This window comes from Gordonia sp. 34D (assembly GCF_056682775.1).
In genome coordinates this window covers 3,550,432-3,573,733 of sequence record NZ_CM155293.1, presented here as the reverse complement: position 1 = coordinate 3,573,733, position 23,302 = coordinate 3,550,432, and the positions used below count along the sequence as shown (strand labels likewise).

General features: G+C 62.9%; 25 protein-coding genes. 12 read left to right on the top strand and 13 right to left on the bottom strand.

Annotation, left to right across the window (positions count from 1 at the left end; translation table 11 throughout):
• Positions 1-30: 30 nt before the first annotated feature.
• Positions 31-1,659, bottom strand: coding sequence for an acyl-CoA synthetase (locus tag AC1L34_RS16610; RefSeq protein ID WP_424293117.1), 1,629 nt, complete (start codon positions 1,657-1,659; stop codon positions 31-33).
• Between AC1L34_RS16610 and AC1L34_RS16605 the strand changes: the two genes are divergently transcribed.
• Positions 1,627-2,526, top strand: a complete 900-nt coding sequence (locus AC1L34_RS16605) for a crotonase/enoyl-CoA hydratase family protein (RefSeq protein WP_424293118.1) — start codon at positions 1,627-1,629, stop codon at positions 2,524-2,526. The two genes, AC1L34_RS16610 and AC1L34_RS16605, sit on opposite strands and share 33 nt — an antisense overlap.
• A 92-nt stretch (positions 2,527-2,618) precedes the next feature.
• On the opposite strand, the gene AC1L34_RS16600 is transcribed toward AC1L34_RS16605, so the two are convergent.
• The 3 genes from AC1L34_RS16600 to AC1L34_RS16590 all read right to left on the bottom strand — a co-directional run bounded on the left by AC1L34_RS16600 (position 2,619) and on the right by AC1L34_RS16590 (position 5,763).
• On the bottom strand, positions 2,619-3,839 hold the full coding sequence (locus AC1L34_RS16600) for an acyl-CoA dehydrogenase family protein (protein ID WP_424293119.1): 1,221 nt from the start codon (positions 3,837-3,839) through the stop codon (positions 2,619-2,621).
• 130 nt (positions 3,840-3,969) lie between these two features.
• Positions 3,970-4,647 carry a TetR/AcrR family transcriptional regulator gene (locus tag AC1L34_RS16595; RefSeq protein WP_424293120.1) on the bottom strand — a complete coding sequence of 226 codons (678 nt, stop codon included), beginning with the start codon at positions 4,645-4,647 and terminating at the stop codon, positions 3,970-3,972.
• Positions 4,648-4,728: 81 nt separating this feature from the next.
• The gene (locus AC1L34_RS16590) at positions 4,729-5,763 is read right to left on the bottom strand and encodes an LLM class F420-dependent oxidoreductase (protein WP_424293121.1); all 1,035 of its coding nucleotides are present in this window, start codon (positions 5,761-5,763) and stop codon (positions 4,729-4,731) included.
• Between the two features lie 200 nt (positions 5,764-5,963).
• Between AC1L34_RS16590 and AC1L34_RS16585 the strand changes: the two genes are divergently transcribed.
• From AC1L34_RS16585 to AC1L34_RS16570, 4 genes are all read left to right on the top strand, one after another.
• Positions 5,964-6,977 (top strand): Zn-ribbon domain-containing OB-fold protein, encoded by a 1,014-nt coding sequence (locus AC1L34_RS16585; RefSeq protein WP_424295700.1) that lies wholly within the window; start codon positions 5,964-5,966, stop codon positions 6,975-6,977.
• Between the two features lie 28 nt (positions 6,978-7,005).
• Entirely contained in the window at positions 7,006-8,049 is a 1,044-nt protein-coding gene (locus AC1L34_RS16580) for a thiolase domain-containing protein (protein ID WP_424295702.1), read from the top strand.
• Complete coding sequence (locus AC1L34_RS16575) at positions 8,049-9,218, top strand: thiolase domain-containing protein (RefSeq protein WP_480034945.1); 1,170 nt, start codon at positions 8,049-8,051, stop codon at positions 9,216-9,218. Before AC1L34_RS16580 ends, AC1L34_RS16575 begins: the two co-directional genes overlap by 1 nt.
• A 155-nt stretch (positions 9,219-9,373) precedes the next feature.
• The gene (locus AC1L34_RS16570; RefSeq protein ID WP_424322351.1) at positions 9,374-9,832 is read left to right on the top strand and encodes a DoxX family protein; all 459 of its coding nucleotides are present in this window, start codon (positions 9,374-9,376) and stop codon (positions 9,830-9,832) included.
• Positions 9,833-9,917: 85 nt separating this feature from the next.
• On the opposite strand, the gene AC1L34_RS16565 is transcribed toward AC1L34_RS16570, so the two are convergent.
• The gene (locus AC1L34_RS16565; protein WP_424297074.1) at positions 9,918-10,361 is read right to left on the bottom strand and encodes a nuclear transport factor 2 family protein; all 444 of its coding nucleotides are present in this window, start codon (positions 10,359-10,361) and stop codon (positions 9,918-9,920) included.
• Between the two features lie 6 nt (positions 10,362-10,367).
• The gene (locus tag AC1L34_RS16560) at positions 10,368-11,591 is read right to left on the bottom strand and encodes a cytochrome P450 (RefSeq protein ID WP_480035341.1); all 1,224 of its coding nucleotides are present in this window, start codon (positions 11,589-11,591) and stop codon (positions 10,368-10,370) included.
• 203 nt (positions 11,592-11,794) lie between these two features.
• Here AC1L34_RS16560 and AC1L34_RS16555 point away from each other — a divergent pair, with 203 nt between their 5' ends.
• Both AC1L34_RS16555 and AC1L34_RS16550 read left to right on the top strand, forming a co-directional pair.
• Positions 11,795-12,958 carry a steroid 3-ketoacyl-CoA thiolase gene (locus tag AC1L34_RS16555; RefSeq protein ID WP_424297076.1) on the top strand — a complete coding sequence of 388 codons (1,164 nt, stop codon included), beginning with the start codon at positions 11,795-11,797 and terminating at the stop codon, positions 12,956-12,958.
• A gap of 1 nt (position 12,959) precedes the next feature.
• Positions 12,960-13,439: a nitroreductase family deazaflavin-dependent oxidoreductase gene (locus AC1L34_RS16550; protein WP_424322371.1), complete on the top strand. Its 480-nt coding sequence runs from the start codon at positions 12,960-12,962 to the stop codon at positions 13,437-13,439.
• 76 nt (positions 13,440-13,515) lie between these two features.
• On the opposite strand, the gene AC1L34_RS16545 is transcribed toward AC1L34_RS16550, so the two are convergent.
• Entirely contained in the window at positions 13,516-13,779 is a 264-nt protein-coding gene (locus AC1L34_RS16545) for a ferredoxin (protein WP_424322353.1), read from the bottom strand.
• Positions 13,779-15,395 carry a fatty-acid--CoA ligase FadD8 gene (fadD8, locus tag AC1L34_RS16540; RefSeq protein WP_424295070.1) on the bottom strand — a complete coding sequence of 539 codons (1,617 nt, stop codon included), beginning with the start codon at positions 15,393-15,395 and terminating at the stop codon, positions 13,779-13,781. Before fadD8 ends, AC1L34_RS16545 begins: the two co-directional genes overlap by 1 nt.
• Before the next feature lie 166 nt (positions 15,396-15,561).
• Here fadD8 and AC1L34_RS16535 point away from each other — a divergent pair, with 166 nt between their 5' ends.
• Positions 15,562-16,218: a GNAT family N-acetyltransferase gene (locus AC1L34_RS16535; protein ID WP_424324082.1), complete on the top strand. Its 657-nt coding sequence runs from the start codon at positions 15,562-15,564 to the stop codon at positions 16,216-16,218.
• A gap of 58 nt (positions 16,219-16,276) precedes the next feature.
• On the opposite strand, the gene AC1L34_RS16530 is transcribed toward AC1L34_RS16535, so the two are convergent.
• A complete protein-coding gene (locus tag AC1L34_RS16530; RefSeq protein WP_424294209.1) occupies positions 16,277-16,831 on the bottom strand; it encodes a TetR/AcrR family transcriptional regulator in 555 nt (184 codons plus the stop codon).
• A gap of 93 nt (positions 16,832-16,924) precedes the next feature.
• Between AC1L34_RS16530 and AC1L34_RS16525 the strand changes: the two genes are divergently transcribed.
• Positions 16,925-17,788, top strand: a complete 864-nt coding sequence (locus tag AC1L34_RS16525) for an oxygenase MpaB family protein (protein ID WP_424322355.1) — start codon at positions 16,925-16,927, stop codon at positions 17,786-17,788.
• 89 nt (positions 17,789-17,877) lie between these two features.
• Here the strand turns inward: AC1L34_RS16525 and AC1L34_RS16520 are convergent, their stop codons facing one another.
• The 4 genes from AC1L34_RS16520 to AC1L34_RS16505 are packed head-to-tail and all read right to left on the bottom strand — an operon-like array spanning position 17,878 to position 20,769.
• Complete coding sequence (locus tag AC1L34_RS16520) at positions 17,878-18,678, bottom strand: crotonase/enoyl-CoA hydratase family protein (RefSeq protein ID WP_480034944.1); 801 nt, start codon at positions 18,676-18,678, stop codon at positions 17,878-17,880.
• Between the two features lie 9 nt (positions 18,679-18,687).
• Entirely contained in the window at positions 18,688-19,056 is a 369-nt protein-coding gene (locus tag AC1L34_RS16515) for a DUF8021 domain-containing protein (protein ID WP_480034943.1), read from the bottom strand.
• Entirely contained in the window at positions 19,043-19,939 is an 897-nt protein-coding gene (locus tag AC1L34_RS16510) for an SDR family oxidoreductase (protein WP_424324091.1), read from the bottom strand. The genes AC1L34_RS16515 and AC1L34_RS16510 overlap by 14 nt, the downstream gene beginning before the upstream one ends.
• Before the next feature lie 50 nt (positions 19,940-19,989).
• The gene (locus tag AC1L34_RS16505; protein ID WP_424295393.1) at positions 19,990-20,769 is read right to left on the bottom strand and encodes an SDR family oxidoreductase; all 780 of its coding nucleotides are present in this window, start codon (positions 20,767-20,769) and stop codon (positions 19,990-19,992) included.
• 79 nt (positions 20,770-20,848) lie between these two features.
• Here AC1L34_RS16505 and AC1L34_RS16500 point away from each other — a divergent pair, with 79 nt between their 5' ends.
• The 3 genes from AC1L34_RS16500 to AC1L34_RS16490 are packed head-to-tail and all read left to right on the top strand — an operon-like array spanning position 20,849 to position 23,267.
• A complete protein-coding gene (locus tag AC1L34_RS16500) occupies positions 20,849-21,610 on the top strand; it encodes an enoyl-CoA hydratase family protein (protein ID WP_424295395.1) in 762 nt (253 codons plus the stop codon).
• Positions 21,610-22,518 carry a CoA transferase subunit A gene (locus tag AC1L34_RS16495; protein WP_424295397.1) on the top strand — a complete coding sequence of 303 codons (909 nt, stop codon included), beginning with the start codon at positions 21,610-21,612 and terminating at the stop codon, positions 22,516-22,518. Before AC1L34_RS16500 ends, AC1L34_RS16495 begins: the two co-directional genes overlap by 1 nt.
• Positions 22,515-23,267, top strand: coding sequence for a CoA-transferase subunit beta (locus AC1L34_RS16490; RefSeq protein WP_480034942.1), 753 nt, complete (start codon positions 22,515-22,517; stop codon positions 23,265-23,267). The genes AC1L34_RS16495 and AC1L34_RS16490 overlap by 4 nt, the downstream gene beginning before the upstream one ends.
• The last annotated feature ends 35 nt before the right edge of the window (positions 23,268-23,302 follow it).

Genomic DNA, 23,302 nt, shown 5'->3' with positions numbered 1-23,302 from the left:
GACGGTCCTGTCGTTAAAGGTGATCGGAAGTTACAGCGATTGATCAGCGGGACGCGAGTCAGTGATCTCGCGGGCCCAGCGATAGTCGGGTTTGCCTGCGGGCGAACGCTTTACGGCGTCCACGATCCACAGGCTGCGCGGGCATTTGTAGCCTGCAAGTTCCTGGCGCACAGTCTCGTTGAGCGACTGAAGGGTCGGAACAACACCATTCCGAACGGCGGCAACGGCAGCAACACGCTGCCCGAACCGCTCGTCGGCGACGCCCACGACGACGACATCGTCAATATCGCGGTGTGCCTTGAGTGCGGCTTCAACTTCTTCCGGGAAGACCTTCTCGCCACCGGTATTGATCGACATCGAGCCACGCCCGAGCATGGTGATGGTCCCGTCGGCCTCAAGCACGGCGGTATCGCCGGGCATGGAGTAGCGCACACCGTCGTAGACGACAAAAGTCTCGGCAGACTTGGCTTCGTCATTGTGATAGCGCAACGGAATGTGTCCCGATCGGGCGAGCCGTCCGGGCTGGCCCGTTCCGGGTTCAAGAGGCTTACCGTCGTCGGAGAGGACGTGCGTGTTGGGGTCGGCCTTCACGGTCGGCGCACCGACCCGACTCTGCCCCTTAATGGCCATTCCCATGCCACCGAAGCCAGTTTCTGACGAGCCGATGGCGTCGACGATCACGGCATTCGGGAACTTCTCCAAGTAGCGATCCTTCACCGAAGGCGAGAACAGCGCCGCCGATGACGCCACCGATACCACCGTCGAGGTGTTGTAGTCGCCTGCTTCGAGTGCATCGATCATCGGCTTGGCCATCGCATCACCGGTAATAAACAGGACGTTGACACCGTGCCGGTCGACGGCCTCCCAGACGGCCTTGGGATCGAAATCGGGGTAGACCACCGCCTTGCCGCCAGCGAACAGCGACTGGAACACGGCCCACTGACTGCCACCGTGAATGAAGGGTGGGACCGGGAAGCGCACCAACTGGCCGCCCGCCGCACCGGTTTCGGCGTGCTCCCACTCGTTGGCGATCGGCGTTCCGGAGTACCAGTCGATGCCTCCGCCGAGAACTCGCCACACATCTTCCTGACGCCAGATGACGCCCTTCGGCTTACCCGTGGTGCCGCCCGTGTAGAGCATGTACAGGTCGTCGTTGGAACGCTCTTCAAAGTCGCGGGCGCGCGAACTCGAAGCGATCGCCTCCTCAAATGCGGAGACCGCCAAATTTTCGTCCGAACAGTCGACGGCCACATCCGACCCGTCGTCGATGACGATTCGCGCAAGAATGTCGGTTGTCGTACTCGCCAACACGTTGCAGACCTTGGGCGTGTACTCCCGCTCGTGGATCAACACCTTCATTTGGGAGTCGACAAAGATGTGCTCGAGTTCGCTCTCCACGTACCGGTAGTTCACGTTGACCATCACCGCGCGCGCCTTGAAGATCGCGATCATCGCCTCGACGGATTCGATGGTGTTCTTGCTGTACAGCCCCACAGAGTCGCCCGGTTGCACACCGAGTTCGCGAAGCTTGTGAGCGAGCGCGTTGGCACGCTCGTCGAGGTCGATGTATGTGCGAGTACGGTCGCCGGATTCGAGTGCGATGCGGTCGGGCATGAGGTCGACAGCATGCTCGAAAAGGTCCGCAATAGTGAAGGCCATGCGTCAAAACTAGAACGTGTTACTGTTCGCGGCAAGGTTATCGCGACACCAGGAGGAAAGTTGACCGCAGCGAACACCGAAGCCGCCCCGGAATGTCTCGTCGAAAAGCGGGGCCACGTACTGATCGTGACGCTGAATCGCCCGCAGGCGCGTAACGCGCTGTCGGGCCCCATGATGCGCATCATGGAGCAGGCGTGGGACCAGGTCGACTCGGATCCCGACATTCGCGTTGCGATCCTCACCGGCGCGGGTGGCTACTTCTGTGCCGGTGCCGACCTGAAGGCGATGAACCAATCCGCGCCGGGCGATTCATTCGCCAAGGGCGGCTGGGACCTCACCAAGATGCCGGCTCTCCTCAAGGGTCGTCGTCTCACGAAGCCGTTGATTGCTGCCGTGGAAGGCCCCGCGATTGCCGGTGGCACAGAAATCTTGCAGGGCACGGATATTCGCGTCGCCGCGGAGAGCGCGAAGTTCGGTGTCTCCGAAGCGAAGTGGGGCCTCTTCCCACTCGGTGGCAGCGCCGTGCGCCTGGTCCGCCAGATTCCCTACACCGTCGCCGCTGACATCTTGCTGACCGGACGCCACATCACGGCAGCCGAAGCCAAGGAGTACGGCCTCGTCGGACACGTGGTCCCCGACGGTACCGCCCTCGACAAGGCCCTCGAGATCGCCGATCAGATTGCCGCCAACGGACCCCTCGCGGTGCAGGCCATCCTCAAGACCATTCGCGATAGCGAAGGGATGCACGAAGAGGAGGCATTCAAGATCGACGCCGAACTCGGTTCCAAGGTGTTCCAGTCGAAGGACGCAAAAATCGGCCCGCGTGCGTTTGCCAACCGCGAGAAGCCCGTCTTCACCGGCGAGTAGTTCGCTAACACTGCATAACAGCTCCCGCTCACGGTCGTTGTTCCGACTATTCGGACCATCGACGGTGAGCGGGAACTGTTATGTACGGCCGACTACTTCGCAACCAGGTCGCGGTACTGGCGCAATTCCTGACGGGCGATGGCTCGCTTGTGCACTTCGTCAGGACCATCGGCCAGCCGAAGGGTGCGCATGTGGGCGTAGGCCATCGCCAGCGGGAAGTCGTCGGTAACCCCTCCGCCTCCGTGGACTTGAATAGCTCGGTCGATAATCTTCAAGGCAATGTTCGGCGCGGCAACCTTGATCGCGGCAATCTCGGTGCGCGCTTCCTTATTACCGACGGTGTCCATCATGTAGGCGGCCTTGAGCGTGAGAAGTCGGACCATCTCAATGTCGATGCGGGCTTCGGCGATCCAGTCCTGAATGTTGGCGTTCTCGCTCACCGGCTTGCCGAACGTGACTCGGGTGGAGGCGCGCTTGCACATCAATTCCAACGCGCGCTCTGCCATGCCGATGGCCCGCATGCAGTGGTGAATGCGGCCGGGTCCCAGCCGCGCCTGGCTGATTGCGAAACCCTCGCCTTCACCGGAGAGGATGTCCTTGGCGGGAACCCGCACATTCTCGAAGGTGATTTCTGCGTGCCCTTCTCGATCGTGGTACCCAAAGACCGGCAGGTTACGGACGACGGTGACGCCGGGCGCATCGATCGGGACCACCGTCATTGACTGCTGGCGGTGCGTTGCGGCATCGAAGTCGGTCTTACCCATGACAATCAGCACCTTGCAGTTCTGGTGCAGGGCGTTCGACGCGAACCATTTGTGCCCGTTGAGGACGTATTCATCGCCGTCGCGGTCCATCCGCAGTTGAATGTTGGTGGCGTCGGAGCTCGCTACTTCAGGTTCGGTCATCGCGAAGGCCGACCGGATCTCGCCAGCAAGGAGCGGCTTAAGGTACTTCTCCTTGTGTTCGTCGGTACCGAACAGCGTGAGCACCTCCATGTTGCCGGTGTCAGGGGCAGCGCAGTTGGTGGCCTCGGAAGCGAGATGACTACGCCCCATTATCTCCGCAAGCGGTGCGTATTCCAGGTTGGTCAGGCCCGGACCCCACTCCGGATGGGGGTGAAAGAGGTTCCACAAACCGCGGGCTTTGGCTTCCGTCTTTAGCTCTTCGATGATGGGAGGCTGGAAGTGCGGATTGCCGGCCTCCCGCATTTGCGCCTCGTAGACCGCCTCCGCCGGATAGACATGCTGGTCCATGAAGTCGATCAATTCAGCCTGGTACTGCTTGGTGCGATCCGAGAACTCGAAGAATGCCATGGAGACTCCTGATTTTGTGGGGAGACGGGATGGATCGGACACTCACCTCAAGTGAGCTACATCTCCCCTCCATGTATAGTTGAATCCGACGTCAACTTCAACAGAGGTTGGCCTCGAGCCGCTCCGACCGTCAGTCGCGATCAGGGAATTTCAGCGCATTAGCCCACAACTTGGTGACGGTGACAACGACGTCCTCAAAGTCCACGGGTTCACCACCAAGCCTGCCTTCGCCCAACGTGAAGGCACTAAACGCCAGGCGGCTGACCATGCCAGACAATGCAATTGACGCAATCATGGGATCCAGCGACGCGTCGGCGATACCGCGGGCCTGAAGGTCGGCTATACCGCGAGCATTACGTTCGATAAATAGATCGCCGCGCTTGTTGCGAAGTTTTCGGAACTCCGGGTCGATGTGCGCGACCTGTTCCATGATCCCCATCAGCTTCGCATTGCGTTGATAGGCCGCAAGGTATGCCCGGTTGCTTGCCTCGAGCACCGCGTACGGGTCGTCGGCGCTCGCGACCCGCCCCATGCCGGGATGCATCATCTCCTCGCGAGCAACTTCGAGGACCGCCGCGAAAACCTCTTCCTTGTTGGCGAAGTAGGTGTAGAAGGACCCGGTCGCACAACCGGCCCCCTTGGCGATATCAACGAGGCGAGCATCGAGGTAGCCGACATTTTCGAATACCTGACGCGCCGAGGCGATCAACGCCGCCCGGGTCCGCGCCCCACGTTGAGTCAGGGGCGGATCGCGTGGCACGGCCGGGGCGAGTGGCGTCTGCGCCACCGCAGATTCATCGTCGAGCACGGCCCCTCCTGGTCAATGAAGTCACTGGCCCAAGAATACGCACGCCAAACTCGACCTTGACGTCAAGTTCAGGTTCTTCGCTTACGCGAGCGACCCCAGCGCACGAACCGTTTCGACGTCTTTCGCCGTCACCATAAGAGTCGTCACTCCTGCCGCTTCCCACACCTTGACCTGGTCGCGGACTTCGTCGGCGGTACCAACGAGCATCGTTTCACGGACCATTTCGTCGGGAACGGCAGCGACGGCTTCGGCCTTGCGGCCCGCGCGGAACAGGCGACCGATGTCGTCGACTTGTTCGCCGTATCCCATCCGGCGGTACAGGTCAGCGTGGAAGTTCTTCTCCTCCGCGCCCATGCCGCCAACATAGAGGGCAGTCGACGGGCGGTAGCGATCGATCGCCTCCGCGACATCGTCGGTAATGACGCACTGCACGGTGGCCGAGATCTCGAAGTCTTCGCGCGAACGACGAGCACCCTCGCGGGCGAAGCCTTCGTCGAGCCACTCGTCGTACATGCCCGACAGTCGGGGCGTGTAGAAGATCGCGAGCCAGCCGTCCGCGATCTCTGCGGTTTGGGCCACGTTCTTGGGACCTTCGGCACCGAGCCAAATCGGGATATCGGCCCGTAGCGGGTGCGTAATCGGCTTGAGTGACTTCCCCAAACCGGTGACGCCGGCCCCTTCGCGCCGCGGCAGCGGATAGTGCGGACCGTCGCTGGCCACCGCACCTTCGCGGGCGAGTACGTCGCGCACGATCGAGACGTACTCGCGGGTGCGAGCGAGCGGCTTCCCAAACGACTGCCCGTACCAACCTTCGACGACTTGCGGGCCGGACACGCCGAGCCCAATGATGTGCCGTCCGCCGGAGAGGTGATCCAAAGTCAGCGCAGCCATCGCGAGGGTTGTCGGCGCGCGGGCCGACAGCTGAGAGACGGCGGTACCCAGCCGCAGGGTCTTGGTTGCCGAACCCCACCAGGCAAGCGGCGTGTAGGTGTCCGAGCCCCAGGATTCAGCCGTGAATGCTGAGTCGAATCCCGACTCTTCCGCCGCGACCAACAGGTCGGGAACGTCGGACGGAGGCTGCGCTCCCCAGTACCCCAGCTGCAAACCAAATTTCACGCCACTGCCCTTCCGTCTTTACCTTGCAGGCCAATACTAGAACGTGTTCTAGTGCGTCGCAGCTGGCAGGGCAAAAACTCGGTCGTTCGATGTCATCTGAAGTGACATCGAACGACCGAGTCAGAACCGACAGTTCGCACCGCTGCGCCGTACCGTGCATAGCCTTGCGAACCAAGACTAGAACGTGTTCTACTTCGAAAGTGTCCAATAGTGCAATCCCCACCCATCCAGAGGTGCAGGTACCTGAGCCGAAGTCACGAATTCTGTCCGCGGAGTTGAAAAACACCTTCGCCTACACGCGCTCGCTCGGACCCGTCCTATCGCAGTTCGCCCTCGCCCTTCGCGATGGCCGCATCCTCGGCAGCCGCAGCGCCGACGGACGGGTGACCACCCCTCCCGACGAGTTCGACCCAACCACCGGCACACTAACGACCGACCTCGTCGAGGTCGCCCCGGTTGGCACCATCGAAAGCTGGTCCTGGCAGCCAAGCCCAGTGGAAGGCCAGGTCTTCGACCGTCCATTCGCCTTCGCACTCATCAAGCTCGACGGAGCCGACACGTCACTTCTGCACGCTGTCGACGTGGCCAGCGCCGACGACATCAAGGTCGGCGCCCGCGTCCATGCCGTGTGGAATGCCGTTCGCACCGGCGCGATCACCGATATTTCGCACTTCAGCCTGGGCGACGCCCCGTCAGACGCCCCCGCCGCGACCGGCGACATGACCGTCGACGCCAACGGCGACGTCATCATCACGACGCCGATCACGAACTCGATCATGCACTCGGCCACCGAGTCGGAGAGCTGGTACCTCGAGGGCCTCAAGGAAGGCAAACTCCTCGGCGGCCGCGTCCAGACCGGCGAAGTCTACTTCCCGCCGCGTTATGTGAGCCCGTCCGACGGAAGCCCCACCATCGAGCGCGTCCAGCTCGCCGAAACCGGCATCGTCACCACTTTCTGCATCGTCAACGTCCCGTTCCTGGGTCAGCAGATCAAGCCGCCCTACGTCGCCGCCTATGTTCTCCTCGACGGCTCCGACATCCCGTTCCTGCACCTCATCCTGGACACGCCCGCCGAGGACGTCCGCATGGGCATGCGGGTGAAGGCCGTGTGGCGTCCCGAAGACGAATGGGACTACACCATGCGCAACATCAGCCACTTCGCCCCGAGCGGCGAGCCGGACGCCGACTTTGAGTCGTACCGGAACCACCTCTGACGCTCGCGGAAGGACCTTAAGTACCGAGATGACAAATTCAAATCTCCCACGCATTGCAGTCGTGGGCTTCGCGCACAGCGCCAACGTTCCGGAAACAACCGGCACCACCAACGGTGTGGAAATGCTGGTTCCCTGCTTCAACAAGCTGTATTCCGATCTGGGAATCAGCCGCACCGACATCGACTTCTGGTGCAGCGGATCGTCGGACTACCTGGCCGGTCGAGCGTTCTCTTTCATTTCCGCAATCGACGCCATCGGCGCGGTTCCGCCGATCAACGAGTCGCACGTCGAAATGGACGGCGCCTGGGCCCTTTACGAAGCCTGGATCAAGATCGCCACCGGCGAGGTCGACGTCGCGCTGGCGTACGGCTTCGGTAAGGCCTCGGCTGGCGACTCTGACCGCACCCTGGCAATGCAGACCGATACCTACACGGTCGCTCCCCTGTGGCCGGACGCCCGTTCGCTCGCAGGTATCCAGGCGCGTGCGGGACTCGAGTCGGGTGCGTGGACCGAAGCCGACATGGCGGCCGTTGCCGCCCGCACCACCGGCGCTTCGGTCGATGAATTGCTCGCTACCGACTACGTGTCGAACCCGTTGCGCGCTCATGACATTGCGCCCTACTCCGATGCTGGCGCTGCCGTGATTCTGGCTTCCGAGGAACGTGCCCGCGAACTGGTCGCGACCCCCGCTTGGATCACCGGCTGGGATCACCGGATCGAGACACCAAACTTTGGTGCCCGCGACCTGACCCGTTCACCGTCGACCGCCATGTCGGCCAACACCGCCTTCGGCGACCGCTCGCGCGACGTCGACGTCGCCGAGATTCACGCGCCATACACCCACCAAGAGCTGATCATTAAGCGCGAGCTTGGTGTCAGCGACCGCACGCGGATCAACCCGTCGGGCGGCGCACTCACCGGAAACAGCCTGTTCACCGCAGGTCTGCAGCGCATCGGCTACGCCGCATACGAGATCTTGACCGGCAACGCGGAAACCGCCGTCGCCCACGCGACCAGTGGCCCGCTGCTGCAGCAGAACATGGTCGTCGCACTTTCAGGAGGAGAAAACTGATGGGCCGCAATCGCGTTGCCGTCATCGGCACGGGACAGACCAAGTACGTCGCGAAGCGGACCGACGTGACCATGGCTGGCATGGTCCGCGAAGCGATCGACCGCGCACTCGCCGACGCTCATTTGACGATGGACGACATCGACGCCATCGCCATCGGCAAGGCCCCCGACTTGTTCGAGGGTTCGATGATGCCGGAACTGTCGATGGCCGCCTCGATCGGCGCAGTGGGCAAGCCGCTGATCCGTGTGCACACCGCCGGTTCGGTGGGTGCGTCGACGGCCGTCGTGGGCGCGTCGATGGTCAGCAGTGGCGTGCACCGCCGCGTGCTGGCAGTGTCGTGGGAGAAGCAGTCGGAGTCGAATGCCATGTGGGCGCTGTCGATTCCGGTTCCGTTCACCATGCCCGTCGGGGCTGGCGCGGGCGGCTTCTTTGCCCCGCACGTGCGGTCGTACATCAACAATTCGGGTGCCCCCGACAACATCGGTGCGATCGTCGCCGCGAAGGATCGCCGCAACGGTGCCAAGAACCCCCTGGCACACCTGCATCAGCCCGACATCACCGTGGAATCGGTGATGGCCTCGCAGATGCTGTGGGACCCGATCCGTTTTGACGAGACCTGCCCGTCGTCCGACGGTGCCTGCGCGGTGATTCTCGGTGACGAGAAGACCGCCGACGACGCCATCGCCGACGGCCGCAAGGTCGCGTGGGTCTTGGCCACCGCGATGCGGACCGAGCCGCTGTCGTACTCGCACCGCAATGTCGTGAGCCCGCAGGCTGGCCGCGATGCATCGGCCGCCCTGTGGAAGGACGCTGGCATCACCAATCCTCTCGAGGAAATTGATGCTGCGGAGATCTACGTCCCGTTTTCCTGGTTCGAGCCGATGTGGCTGGAGAATCTGGGCTTCATGCCGCAGTACGAGGGCTGGAAGCTGACGCAGGCTGGCGAGACCGAAATCGGCGGCAAGCTGCCGGTCAACGCTTCGGGCGGCGTGCTGTCGTCGAACCCGATCGGCGCGTCCGGCATGATTCGTTGCGCCGAGGCGGCCATCCAGGTGATGGGCAAGGGCGGCGACCATCAGGTCCCCGACGTCCACAAGGCGTTCGGCCACGCCTACGGCGGCGGCTCACAGTACTTCTCCATGTGGGTTCTCGGCGCCGACAAGCCGTAATACCAACAACAACGACGACGGCCCGTCCCGGATTCTTCCGGGGCGGGCCGTCTCGCGTTATCGAGACAGTGACGGCGACGACAACCCTTGCACTACGGGAGCGCAGATGTTTCAATTTTGGTCAACACGTTAACCAATTCTCAAGGAGCCCCGCTATGAACGCGCTCAAGAGCGGTCAGAATCTGGCCACCACCATTGCCCGCATCATCCTCGGCATCATCTTCTTCGCGCACGGCTGCCAGAAGTTCTTCGTGTACGGCATGGACAATGTCGCCGCGAACTTCGATGCCATGGGCGCACCGCTGCCGACCTTCTCCGCCTGGGTGGCGGCGATTGCCGAACTAGTCGGCGGCGCAATGCTGATCGTCGGACTCGCGATTCCCGTTGTCGCCGTCATTCTGATCCTCGACATGATCGGCGCCATCTTCATCGCCCACATCGACGCGGGCTTCTGGACCGCTGACGGCGGATACGAGCTGCCCCTCGCCCTGATCGCCGGCCTCATCGCCGTCGGATTCGCCGCCCACGGCCCCTTCGCCGCCGACACCCACCTCATCAAGGCCGCGACAAACAAGACCTCGACCAACAAGACTTCGACCCAGGTCGACGCTTAGCCACCCAACAATAAAGTCCCGGCAACCGATGGTTGCCGGGACTTTATTGTTGCGGTTCTTGGGCCTAACCCTGTTGGGCCTAAACCTATTGGGGGCGCAGCGACTTCATGGTCGCCCCGACCTCCCAGAACGCGCGCAGCGCCTGCAGATCCCCGTTCTCGTCCGCCTTGTAGGTGAATACACCCTCGGCGTCGGTCAGGTGACCGCCGATGTACGAGACAATCTTGCCGATGTAAGCCACTTCGTTGCCGCAGATGACTTCCCGATCGAACACAAACTCGATCTTCTCGGTCGTGGCAATTGTCTTGTCCCAGAACGCCGAGAGCTCGTCGAGCCCCCGGTGCCCCTTGCCTTCTTCGTCAAACATCGACGGACCCACCGGATCCTCGACGGATCCGGTGGCGGAGAAATTCTCCAGCCAAGCCTGCTTGTCGCGGGCTTCGACGGCGTCCCGCGAGCGTCGCCCAGCAAGCACTGCCGGGTGATTCTCACGATCGATATTCAAGTAAGCGGGTGCGTTGTCAGCCACCGAAACCTACTTGGTTCCGTAGTTGACCTGGAGTTCCTTGATGCCGTTGATCCAACCGTGGCGCAAGCGGCGAGGCTGCTCCACCTTGCTGATATCCGGAACGAGGTCCGCCAAGGCGTTAAACATCAGGCTGATCTCCATGCGGGCCAGGTTGGCACCGATGCAGAAGTGCGTGCCGTTACCGCCGAAACCGACGTGCGGGTTCGGGTCGCGCATGATGTTGAACGTGAAGGGATCTTCGAAGACATCCTCGTCGAAGTTCGCCGAGCCGTAGAACATACCGACTCGCTGGCCCTTCTTGATCTCGACGCCGCCGACCATCGTGTCGCGCTTGGCGGTCCGCTGGAAGACGTTGACCGGAGTAGCCCAACGAACGATCTCGTCGATCGCCGTGGCCGGACGCTCCTTCTTGAACAGTTCCCACTGACCGGGATGTTCCAGGAAGGCGTTCATTCCGTGGGTAATGGCATTACGAGTCGTCTCGTTGCCCGCTACCGTCAGCAGGATGAAGAAGAAGCCGAACTCCGCCTCGGTCAGCCCGTGACCGTCGATGTCGGCCTCGATCAGCTGCGTGACGATGTCGTCGGCCGGGCACGCACGACGCTGCTCAGCCATGTTGTAGCCGTAGCCGAGGATCTCCATGTTGGCGGTCAACGGATCGGTGGTGAACTCCGGGTCGTCGGCGTTCATCATCGAGTTCGACCAGTCGAACAACTTCATCCGGTCTTCCTCGGGGACACCGAGGAGGTCAGCGATCGCCAGCAGCGGCAGGTCGACGGCAACCTGATGAACAAAGTCACCGGAGCCTTCATCCGCGGCCTTCTTCACGATCTCGCGGGCAGCCTCGTCGAGCTTGTCCTCAATCGCGTGGACAGCCTTCGGGGTGAACGCACGCGAAATGACCTTGCGCAGACGGGTGTGCTCTGGCGGGTCATGGTTGATCAGCAGGGTCTTGGTGACCTCAAGCTGCTCGGGAGACATATCGTCTTCGAAACGGATGATCACACCGTTGTCGTGGGCCGACCAGTCATCAGCGTTCTTCGAGATCTCGCGGATGTGCTCGTGCTTCGTGACGGCCCAGTAACCACCGTCGTTGAAGCCGCCACCCTTGCCGGGGAGCTGCGCATTCCACCAGACGGGAGCGGTCTTACGGAGCTCTGCAAACTCCTTGACCGGAATGCCCTGAACCAGCAAGTCGGGATCAGTGAAGTCCCAACCTTCCTGATGCATGAACGGACACGTGCCAGCAGCGCTGTCTGTCGGCGTTTCAGTCACGCCATCACCTCGTTTCTTTATGCCATGTGCAGGCTCCCGACCCAAACGAGAACCCGTTACAATTTGCGGTAGGTCACACTCTGCCACACAGGATAGACATGAACAAGAACTTGTTCTAGTTTCGAGCTAGAGACCATTTTATTAATGAAGGAGAAATCATGGGCGTACCGGTGATCGTCGAGGCCGTTCGCACCCCCATCGGCAAGCGCAACGGGTGGCTCTCGGGCCTCCACGCAGCCGAGATCCTGGGCGCCGCACAAAGTGGCGTGATCGAACGCGCCGGGATCGACCCCGAACTCGTTGAGCAGGTTGTTGGCGGCTGCGTAATGCAGGTCGGCGAGCAAGGCAACAACGTCACGCGCACCGCTTGGCTGCACGCCGGGCTCCCCTGGCAGACCGGTGCGACCACCATCGACTGCCAGTGCGGATCGGCGCAGCAGGCCAATCACATGATCGCCGGCCTGATCGCCACCGGAACCATCGATGTCGGCATCGCGTGCGGCGTCGAATGCATGTCGCATGTGCCACTCGGCGCCAACGTTGGCACAGAAGCAGGCCCGCGACGCCCCGAATCCTGGTCGATCGATATGCCGAACCAGTTCGAGGCCGCAGAACGTATCGCCAAGCGCCGCGGCATCACGCGCGCTGAGGTCGACGCCCTCGGCGTCCGTTCGCAGGCCAACGCGAAGCGCGCCTGGGACGAAGGCCGCTACGACCGCGAGGTTCTCACCGTGAAGGCCCCGGAGCGCACCAAGGAAGGCGAGCTCACCGGGAACATCCTCGAGGTCAACCGCGACCAAGGCCTCCGCGAGACCACGCTGGAATCGCTTGCCAACCTCAAGCCCGTCATCGAGGGCGGCATCCACACCGCAGGCAACTCGTCGCAGATCTCCGACGGTGCCGCCGCCATCCTGATCATGGATTCCGACAAGGCCAAGGCCCTCGGCCTCAAGCCGCGCGCCCGCTTCGTCAGCCAGGCCCTCGTCGGTGCAGAGCCGTACTACCACCTCGACGGCCCGGTGCAGGCAACGGAGCGTGTCCTGTCGCGTTCCGGCATGACGATGAACGACATCGACATCGTCGAAATCAACGAAGCATTTGCTTCGGTCGTCCTCAGTTGGGCACAGGTTCACAACGCCGATATGGACAAGGTCAACGTCAACGGTGGCGCTATCGCGCTTGGTCACCCCGTCGGTAGCACCGGTTCGCGCCTGCTCACGACTGCTCTCCACGAACTTGAGCGCAGCGACCAGCAGACAGCGCTGGTCACCATGTGCGCCGGTGGCGCGCTCTCGACCGCCACCATCATCGAGCGCATCTAAGTTGGACGCCAATGCGCGCCCGGCACAGCTAGATTCGCCGATTGTCGCGAAGTTCATCAAAGTCGGGTCGCGGCTTAACACGCGGCTGTACAAACTGACTCGCGGCAAGTTCGGCGGCACCTGGCGCGTGGGTTCCGCACTGCGGAATCCCACGCCCGTCTGCCTGTTGACGAGCATCGGACGCAAGTCGGGACAGGAGCGGACCGTACCGCTGCTGTTCCTTCGCGATGGCGACGACATCGTCGTCGTGGCGTCGCAGGGTGGCCTGCCGAGCAACCCCGCTTGGTATTACAACGTGCGCGACGACCCGTCGGTCCGCATTCAAGTCGGCGGCGACGATCGCCGTTACACCGCGCGCATCGCCAACGACGCCGAACGGGATCGGTTGTGGCCGCAACTGGTGGATCTGTACGCAGATTTCAACACCTACGCCGCCTGGACCGACCGGAAGATTCCGGTCGTCATCTGCTCACCGAAGTAACCACGCGTCAGCCAAAATTAGTGCCGCCGATCGTGACTCATCTTGGGTCACGATCGGCGGCACTAATTTTTTCGAGCTATGGAATGTCGACCGGTTTGCCATCTGCGAGCAAGGTCAGCACACCCTTGGGGCACCGCGAGACCGCCCGTATCACCCGAGCTTCCTCTTCTTCGGAAACATTCGGGTCCTTGATGAGGACGTACCCATCGTCGTCGAGCGCAAACACGGCGGGTGCGGCTTTCACGCATTCGCCATAACCGTCGCACAAGCTCATGTCCGCGACTACGGTCAGCTCCGGTCGGTCGGTTCCGGGCTCCGGTTCTTCGTCTTCCACGGCCATCAGCCCACCGCTCGCTCCGATTCCTTCCAGAACTGCGCTCGCAAGGCCTTCTTATCGGGCTTGCCAAGTCCGGTCAGCGGAAGCGAGTCCGCGAAGACCACCGTCTTCGGTGACTGAACTGCGCCCTTGCGATCCTTCACCGATGCCTGCAGTTCGGCCACGATCTTCGCCTTGGCCTCGTCGCCGCCATCGGCGTCAGCCCGCAGCACGACCACCGCGGTCACGGCTTCACCCCACTTCTCATCGGGAGCACCCACGACACCCACCTGCGCGACCGCCGGATGCTCGGCAATCACGTCTTCCACTTCGCGCGGGAAAACATTGAAGCCACCGGAGACGATCATGTCTTTGGTGCGGTCAACGATGAACCAGAAGCCATCCTCGTCTTCGCGAGCGACGTCGCCGGTGTGCAACCAGCCGTCGACGAATGTCTCGGCGGTTTGCTGCGGGAGTCCGAGGTAGCCGCCCGCCAACAGCGGCCCAGACACGCAAATCTCGCCGGGCTCACCACGCTTGACCCGGTTGCCTTCGGCGTCGAGCAGCGCGGTCCGCAGGAACACCGACGGGCGACCGCAGCTACCCAATCGTTCCTTGTCGTGCTCGTCTTTGCGGAGGTAGCTGATGACCATCGGCGCTTCGGACTGGCCGTAGTACTGGGCGAAGATCGGACCGAAGCGATCGATCGCCTCGCCGAGACGCACCGGGTTGATCGGCGACGCCCCGTAGTAGACGGTCTCCAGCGATGACAGGTCGCGGGTGTGCGAATCCGGGTGGTCCATCAGCGCGTAGATCATCGACGGCACAAGCATGGTGGCGGTGATGCGTTCGCGCTCGATGGTCTCCAACACCTCTGCGGGGTTGAAGCTACTCAGGACCACCATGGTGCCGCCCTTTACCAGGCTCGGCACAAAGAAGGCCGCGCCGGCGTGCGAGAGCGGCGTGCACATCAGAAACTTGGGACGCTCCGGCCATTCCCATTCGGCGAGCTGGATTTGCGTCATCGTCGCCATGGCTCGTGCCGTACCGATCACACCCTTGGGCTTGCCGGTGGTTCCGCCGGTGTAGGTAATGGAGACGACGTGCTCGGGGTCGAGAATCGCCGCGGTCAGTTCTTGCGGCTCGTACTTGGCGGCAGCGGCGATGATGTCCACCCCAACCTCGGCGAGTTCGGCGGGCACCGGGCCGAGGGTAAGCACCTGGGTCAGGCTCTCGACCTGCTCCAGCAAGGCGACGGCGCGTTCGACGAACTTGGGATTCGGGTCGATGATCAACGTCGAGACACCGGCGTCGGACAGGACGTATGCGTGGTCGTCGAGCGACCCCAGCGGATGCAAAGCGGTACGACGCCAGCCCTGCGTCTGGCCTGCACCGATCACGTAGAGCACTTCCGGACGGTTCAGCGCCAGCAGTCCAACCGCCTTGCCAGTTCCGGCGCCTGCGGCCTCGATGGCCTGGGTGAAGCAACTGATCTGTTCGGCCATCTGCTTGCCCGTCAGTTCCGTATCCCCCAGGCGGAGCACGGGTTTGTCGTGGTTCCGGTGCAGCGCGGCCACCATGAGGTCGCCCAGGTGGACGGGATTGTGCAATAGATCGTCGATATCGAAACCAGATTCCATATTCCGAATACTAGAACGTGTTCTAGATTTGCGAAAGCACTTGCCCAATCCTGTTGCGCCGCAAGCGCTAGAGCCCAAGGTCCACACCTGCAAACACTGCGTTAAATTCGTTCCGGCCAGCGGTAGACCCGGGTGCGAAACACTCCGGTGTGGCTACTATCGAACTATGACCGATGTGGACCAGACAGCAAGCCGACGCGACATTACCGACGCACTGCTGAGTGCGATGGAACGTCGCCACGAAGTACTCGACATCATCGTCGAGGCCGAGAATCGCGACACCGCAGCCACCAAGATCGCGGCCCTGCTCGGCAAGTCAAAGCTCGGCGCCGAAGCCGTGTTGAACATGTCGTTCTACCAACTCACCACGGACGAGCGCCGCAAGAACCAGGCCGAACTCGACAACCTCAACGAAGCCATCAGGTTCACCCTCGCCGAACGCCCCGCCAGCTCTGGCGACACCCTCAGCCTCCGCCCGTTCTCCGCTGACGAGGACGCCGACATTTTTGCTGAGCGCACCTCCGAACAGGGCGTGGCAGGAGACGGATCGGGTGCTCCCGCGGGCGCACTCGACGACGAGATCGCCCAGGCTGTCGACCGCGTCGACGCGGAGGACGCAGTTTGGCTCGTCGCCGTCGAAGACGACCGCAAGATCGGCATTGTGTTCGGCGAGCTTCACGGCGGCGAGGTCGACGTCCGCATCTGGATCCGCCCCTCTGCCCGCAAGCACGGCTACGGTACTGCGGCCCTGCGCAAGTCACGGTCGGAGATGGCAGCACTGTTCCCCGGCGTCCCGATGGTGGTGCGCGCCCCCAGCTCCTAAATCCAAGTCAATACAAAACGAGCCCGGTCATCGCGACCGGGCTCGTTTTGCGTGTGCCTCACTCTCCCAGCGAATACGCCAGGAGCGAGTTAAATCCGAAGCGCAGCGCATCAAGGGATTCGACCGTTCCCATCTGATACCCCACGAGCAAATACATCGAGACCTGAGCAAACTGTCGTGCCGTTGCCACGTCGCCCAAGACCTGCGCCGTGGTGTCGGCTATGACGTCCGTCCGCTCGCGGTCAACCTCGGTCAAGTGCGCAAGGACTTCGGGATCATGCTGGGACCAGACGCGGATGGCTGCCTCGCAGGCGCGATCGAGCCCCAAGCCGATGTCGATGAGGTAATCCATCCGTTCGCGAAGATCAGGAACCGCAAGCGCGTCCTCGATCAGTCGGCTGCTTTGCTCGCTGCGCCAGTGGGCGATGAGTGCCGTCTTGTACTCCGCCCAGCTACCGAAAGCGTGGTAGAAGCTGCCCGTTGTTGCGCTGGCCGCGTCGCACACCTGGGCCAGCTTGAGGCCCGCATGTCCACTTCCTGCCAGTACCGCCAACCCCGCATCCAAAAATCGTCTGCGCGCTTGCTCCGACGGCACCGACGCCTTTCTCACCATTCGTCCAACTGTATTCACATCTGCGCGAACAACCTCTTGCAGAAAACTATAAGTCCACTTACAGTGACGTAATCGACATCCAAGGAGCGATCTATGTCAAGCAAGAGCACGACTGCCGGTTTGGATCCGGAGACTGACTTTCACGAGATTTACCGCAGGCTCGCCACCTACGAATTTCCGTGGGATATCAATCAGGCGCTGAGCTTCGCCCTGTTCCGCACCTACGCGGTGCCGACCGTCGGCAACCTGCTCGACGAGACCGCCCAGTTCAAGGACGTCCCCCAGAAGCGGTACGACGACACCGCCATCCTTTTGGAGGTGCCACTCCTGAAGGGCTTCGACAGCACCGACGGCACAGCCGCCATGCGCCGGATCAATCAGATGCACAAGATGTACGACATCTCGAACGCGGACATGCTGTACGTTCTAGCAACGTTTGTGGTGGTGCCGGTCCGCTGGATCCACGACTATGCATCGCGCCCACTCACTGCCGAGGAGGTACGCGCCAGCGTCCGGTATTACCGCCAACTTGGCCGCCACATGGCGATCAAGGACATGCCCGAGACATACGACGAGTTCGCGCGACTCATGGACGAGTACGAGAAGGAGCACTACGTCTCCGGCGGAACCCCCGGCGTCCGCCGCACCGGCGATGCCACGCTGAAGCTGTTTAAGACCTTTTACCCGAGGCCACTCGGTCCGGCGATCGACCTCTTCAGCCTGTCCGTGATGGACGATTCCCTGCTCGATGCCTTCGGCTATAAGCGGCCGCCGGCACTGGTGCGCGGCGCATCCCGGGTGGGACTGAAGGTGCGCGGAAAGATCGCCGGACTACTCCCGAGCCGCCGCAAGCCGCGCTATGTCCACAACATGGCCCGGATCAAGTCGTACCCCGACGGGTTCGAAATCGAATCCATGGGTACCTTCGCCCACGCTGGCTGCCCCGTCCAGCATTAGCCGCTGCTCCGCGCATAAAAGTTCCCGCACAGCGTTGATGAGACCTTTCTGAGCCTCATCGGTCCTGTGCGGGAACTTCTATGCAGGTACTACTCGCCTTGCCAGTTCGGCTGACGCTTCTCAGCGAAGGCCCGGGGACCTTCGCGGGCATCCTTCGATGTGAACACCTTCATCCCGAGATCGGTATTGACGGCCCACGGATCCTCGGCACCCCACGCGGGGTTCCAGTCCGAACGTCCCTGCTGGGTCCGGTAGACGGTCTGCTTGGAGTACTGCACCGACAGCGGCGCATTGGCGGCAATTTTCGCAGCCAACTCGAGCGCGGTCGCCAACACTTCTTCGGCGGGAACCACACGGTTCACCAGCCCCCAGTCGAGGGCGGTCGCCGCCTCGATACCGTCGCCGGTCAGGACCAGTTCCAGGGCCCGCTTCAGCGGCAGCTGTCGCTGCATGCGCAGGACGCCGCCTGCACCGGCGATGAGGCCGCGCTTCACTTCCGGCAGGCCAAAGACTGCCGAATCGGCGGCGACTACCAGGTCAGCAGCCAACATAATCTCGGTGCCGCCACCCATCGCGAATCCATTCACGGCGGCGATGACCGGCTTGTCGATCCAATGCTGGACGATTCCCGCGAAGCCACGCTCGGGATGGTCGTTGTCGGCGATGCCCTCGCCACGCGCGACGGCCTTGAGGTCGGCTCCGGCACAGAATGCCCGACCGTTTCCGGTCAGCACCACAACCCGCACTGCAGGGTCGGCCGAGGCTTCCGCCAAGGCATTGCCCGCGCCGATGGCGAGGTCGGCGTTCACCGCGTTCATCGCTTCGGGTCGGTTAAAGGTGATGATGCCGACGCCCTCGCGCACCTCGTAGAGAACAGCAGATTCGGTCACGGTTGTTCCTTAAACCTTGCGGGTGGGGACGGAGAATTTGGCGGTGATCGCCGAGATCGCTCCCGACTCGTCAACGTCGAACGATTCCACCACGCGTGCCGCCAACCCGAGAATCTTGGGATGAACGTGCACGTAGTAGGTGGTGTTGACGGTGCCGTCGACAACGTTGGCCGTGAAGTCACTGATCTGGTAGATCAGTTTGAACTGCGGGCCGTTGTTAAGGCTGCGGCGAATGTGGTCGCCGTTGCGCCCGGTCTTCACACCCAACTCGATGCGGGTGCAACCGGGCGTCAGCTTCACTGCCGACGCATCATGGCTGACAAGCGCATCCACATAGGCGCGAGCGGCCGCGATGCGCTCGGCATCAGCGAGCGCCATATGCCTTCACCTGCTTCGGCGATGCGTCGATAAGCTCGGCGATGACGGGAGTCAGATCGGCAACCTCCCAGCGCGCACCGTTGTCGCGCGAAGCGGCGCGCTGCCAGCCGTCGAGCACGGTCACGATGCCGCCCTCAACCTCGAAGAGGCGTCCGGTGACGGCCGCAGACTCCGGTGAACCGAGCCACACGACGAGCGGCGAGATGTTGGCCGGGTCCATGGCGTCGAACGAGCCGTCGGTGGGGGCGGCCATCTGGCCTGCCATTTCGTCGCCTGCGCCCATCGTCATCTGGGTGCGGGCTGCGGGGGCAATGCCGTTGACGGTGATGCCGTAGCCACCGAGTTCAGCGGCGGCCTGGATGGTGAGCTCAGCAATGGCGGCCTTGGCGGCGGCGTAGTTGCCCTGGCCCACCGAGCCGAAGATGCCCGCGCCCGACGAGGTGTTGATGATGCGGGCGGCCACCTGCTCGCCGGCCTTCGACTGTGCACGCCAGTAGGCACCGGCGTGACGCAACATCACGAAGTGGCCCTTGAGGTGCACGCGAACCACCGAGTCCCACTCTTCTTCGCCGAGCGAGAGCAGCATGCGGTCGCGGAGGAAGCCAGCGTTGTTGACCAGGATGTCGAGGCGACCGAAGGTGTCGATGGCGGTCTGCACGATGGCAGCACCGGTCTCCCAGTCGGCAACGTCACCGGCGGCGACGACGGCTTCGCCACCGGCTGCACGGATCTCTTCAACGACGGTGGCGGCCGAGTCTGCGGCGTAGTCGTTCACGACCACCTTGGCGCCGTCGGCGGCGAAGGCGTGCGCGTGGGCGCGACCGATGCCCTGTCCGGCGCCGGTGATGATGACGACGCGACCTTCATTCAGCTTTGTGCTCACAGGTTTTCGCTCTCTACTTGGTTCTGGGGTGGGTTCTAAGCGGGGTGGGGTTAGGCCTTGTTGTCCGCGTTGGCGGCCGACAGGAAGGCTGGCTTTTCGCCGCCGCCGTGAACGGTGACGGTGGAGCCAGTGATGAACGACGCCATCGGCGACAGGAAGAAGGCGACGGCGTTGCCGATGTCTTCGGGGAGCGCGAGGCGACCCATCGGGATGGTGGCACCGACGGCGGCAATGCCATCGTCGTCGCCGTAATGCAGGTGCGACTGCTCGGTGTGCACCGGTCCGCAGATCACCGAGTTCACCCGAACGGCAGGCGCCCATTCGACGGCGAGGGACTCGGTCAGGTTGTCCATGCCGGCTTTGGCAGCACCGTAGGCGGCGGTGCCGGGCGACGGACGGTGCCCGCTCACGCTCGAGACGTTCACGATGGAACCGCCGTCGGGCTGATTCACCATCACCTGGTGGGCAGCGCGCGCCACGATCAGCGGGGCAATCAAGTTCAGTTCGATGATCTTGCGCGAATAGTTGTCCGATGCATCCGCGGCGAGCGCGAACGGCGAACCGCCCGCATTGTTGACGACACCGTCGAGGGTGCCGTGTTTGGCGACGATCGCGGCGATCATTTCGGCGACGGCGTCACTGTCACGGACGTCGCACGGGTAAAACTCACGGCCGTCGTCGCCCGGGCGGCGCGCGCACACCACGGGGTTGGCACCGAGATCAGCAAGTACCTGCGCAATGCCTGCGCCGACACCGCGGACACCCCCGGTGACGAGGATCGTTTTCCCTGCAAGTCCCAGATTCGCCGGGCTGTGCACTCCATTGGTCATGGTGCTACTGTAACAAACAACCAAGCATTTGCTTGGGTAGTCATTGAGTACCACCCAGCCCCCCAGCAAAGGAGTCGGTGTGCCGATCACCACCGCCCGCGTCGAATCCGGCATTGTGACCGTGACTGTCGACTTTCCGCCGGTCAACGCCCTGCCCAGCGCCGCATGGTTCGAGCTCGGCGAGGCTATCTTGGCCGCCGGCGCCGACCCGGAAACGTCCGTCGTGATCCTTCGCGCCGAAGGCCGCGGCTTCAACGCCGGCGTCGACATCAAGGAAATGCAGAACACCGAGGGCTTCGGCGCTCTGGTCGACGCCAACAAGGGTTGCGCCGCAGCCTTCTCCGCCGTGTACGACTGCCAGGTCCCCGTCATCGTCGCCGTTAACGGCTTCTGTGTCGGCGGCGGCATCGGCCTCGTCGGCAACGCTGACGTGATCATCGCCTCCGACGACGCCGTCTTCGGTCTCCCCGAGGTGGACCGCGGCGCTCTGGGTGCCGCCACTCACCTGGCGCGTCTGGTTCCGCAGCACATGATGCGCACCCTGTACTACACGGCGCAGAACGTGACCGCCCAGCAGCTTGTGCACTTCGGCTCTTGCTACAAGGCCGTCCCGCGCGAAGAACTCCTTGAGGCCGCCCTCGAAGTCGCTCGCATGATCGACCAGAAGGACACCCGCGTGATCCGCGCCGCCAAGGCCGCGATCAACGGCATCGACCCCGTCGATGTCAAGACCAGCTACCTGCTTGAGCAGCGTTACACCTATGAATTGAATCTGGCCGGCGTCGCCGACGAACATCGTGATGCGTTCGTCGAGACCGGCAAGACCTTGAAAGGGAACTGATGTCCTCCAAGACTGACAAGACGTCGAGCTTCGACGACGTTGTCGCCGAGCTCGAAGACGGCATGACGATCGGCCTCGGCGGCTGGGGCTCGCGCCGCAAGCCGATGGCCCTGGTCCGTGCGATTGCACGTTCGGATGTCAAGGACTTGACCGTGGTGACCTACGGCGGCGCCGACCTCGGCTTGCTGTGCGCCGCGGGCAAGGTGAAGCGCGCCTACTACGGTTTCGTTTCGCTCGACGCCGCCCCCTTCTACGACCCGTGGTTCGCCAAGGTCCGCACCGAAGGCACCCTGGAAGCCCGCGAGATGGATGAGGGCATGATCAAGTGCGGCCTCGAAGCCGCCGCTGCTCGCCTCCCGTTCCTGCCGATCCGCGCCGGTCTCGGTTCCGCTGTTCCCGAGTTCTGGGAAGGCGAGCTCAAGACCATCGAGTCGCCTTACGCGGACGCTGACGGTCGTACCCAGACGCTGATCGCGATGCCCGCCCTGAAGCTCGACGCGGCATTCGTGCACCTGGATATCGCCGACATTCACGGCAACGCCGCCTACACCGGCGTCGACCCGTACTTCGACGACCTGTACCTCGCCGCCGCTGAGCGTCGTTACGTGTCGGCCGACGAGGTTGTTTCCACTGAAGAGCTCGTCGGTTCGGTGGCCCGCGAACGCCTCATCGTTAACCGCATGAACGTCGACCGCGTGGTGCACGCCCCCAACGGCGCACACTTCACGTTCGCCGGCGGTTACGGCCGCGACAATGCCTTCTTGAAGTTCTATGCCGAGTCCGCTGGCACCGAAGAAACCTGGTCGGCATTCAAGACCCGTTTCCTCGACGTTGACGAAGCCACCTACCAGAGCGAGGTCGCCAAGTGGCAGGCCGAGCAGCAGGCACAGAAGGAGAGCAGCAAGTGAGCACCGAAATCACCCGCGCCGAATACTGCGTCGTCGCATGCGCCGACGTTTTCACCGGGGCTGGCGAGATCATGGCGTCGCCGATGGCGACCAACCCGCTGATCGGTGCCCGTCTGGCACGCCTCACCACCGAGCCCGATCTGCTGATCACCGACGGTGAAGCACTGATCCTCGCCGACACCCCCGCTGTGGGACAGTCGAGCCCCATCGAGGGTTGGATGCCGTTCCGCAAGGTGTTCGACGTCGTCGCCTCGGGCCGTCGCCACGTCGTGATGGGCGCCAACCAGATTGACCGGTTCGGCAACCAGAACCTCTCGGCATTCGGTCCGCTGCAGCACCCCAAGCGCCAGATGTTTGGTGTTCGCGGCGCCCCAGGCAACACCATCAACCACGCCACCAGCTACTGGGTTGGTAACCACACCGCTCGCGTGTTCCCGGAGACCGTCGACATCGTTTCCGGTGTCGGCTACGACAAGATCGACGAAAACAACCCGGCGTACGACGACCTCAACATCCACCGCGTGGTCACCAACCTGGGCGTCTTCGATTTCAGCGGCCCCGGCCACACGATGCGCGCACTGTCGTTGCATCCCGGCGTCACCGCCGAGCAGGTTGCCGAGAACACCGGCTTCGCTGTTGCCGATCTCGACAAGGCACCGGTCACCGCTGAGCCCACGGCTGAGCAGTTGCAGATCATCCGCGAGGTCCTCGACCCGAAGAACCTGCGTGATCGCGAGGTCCGCTCGTGACAGACGCTGCGAAGGCTGCACCGATTTCGACTCGG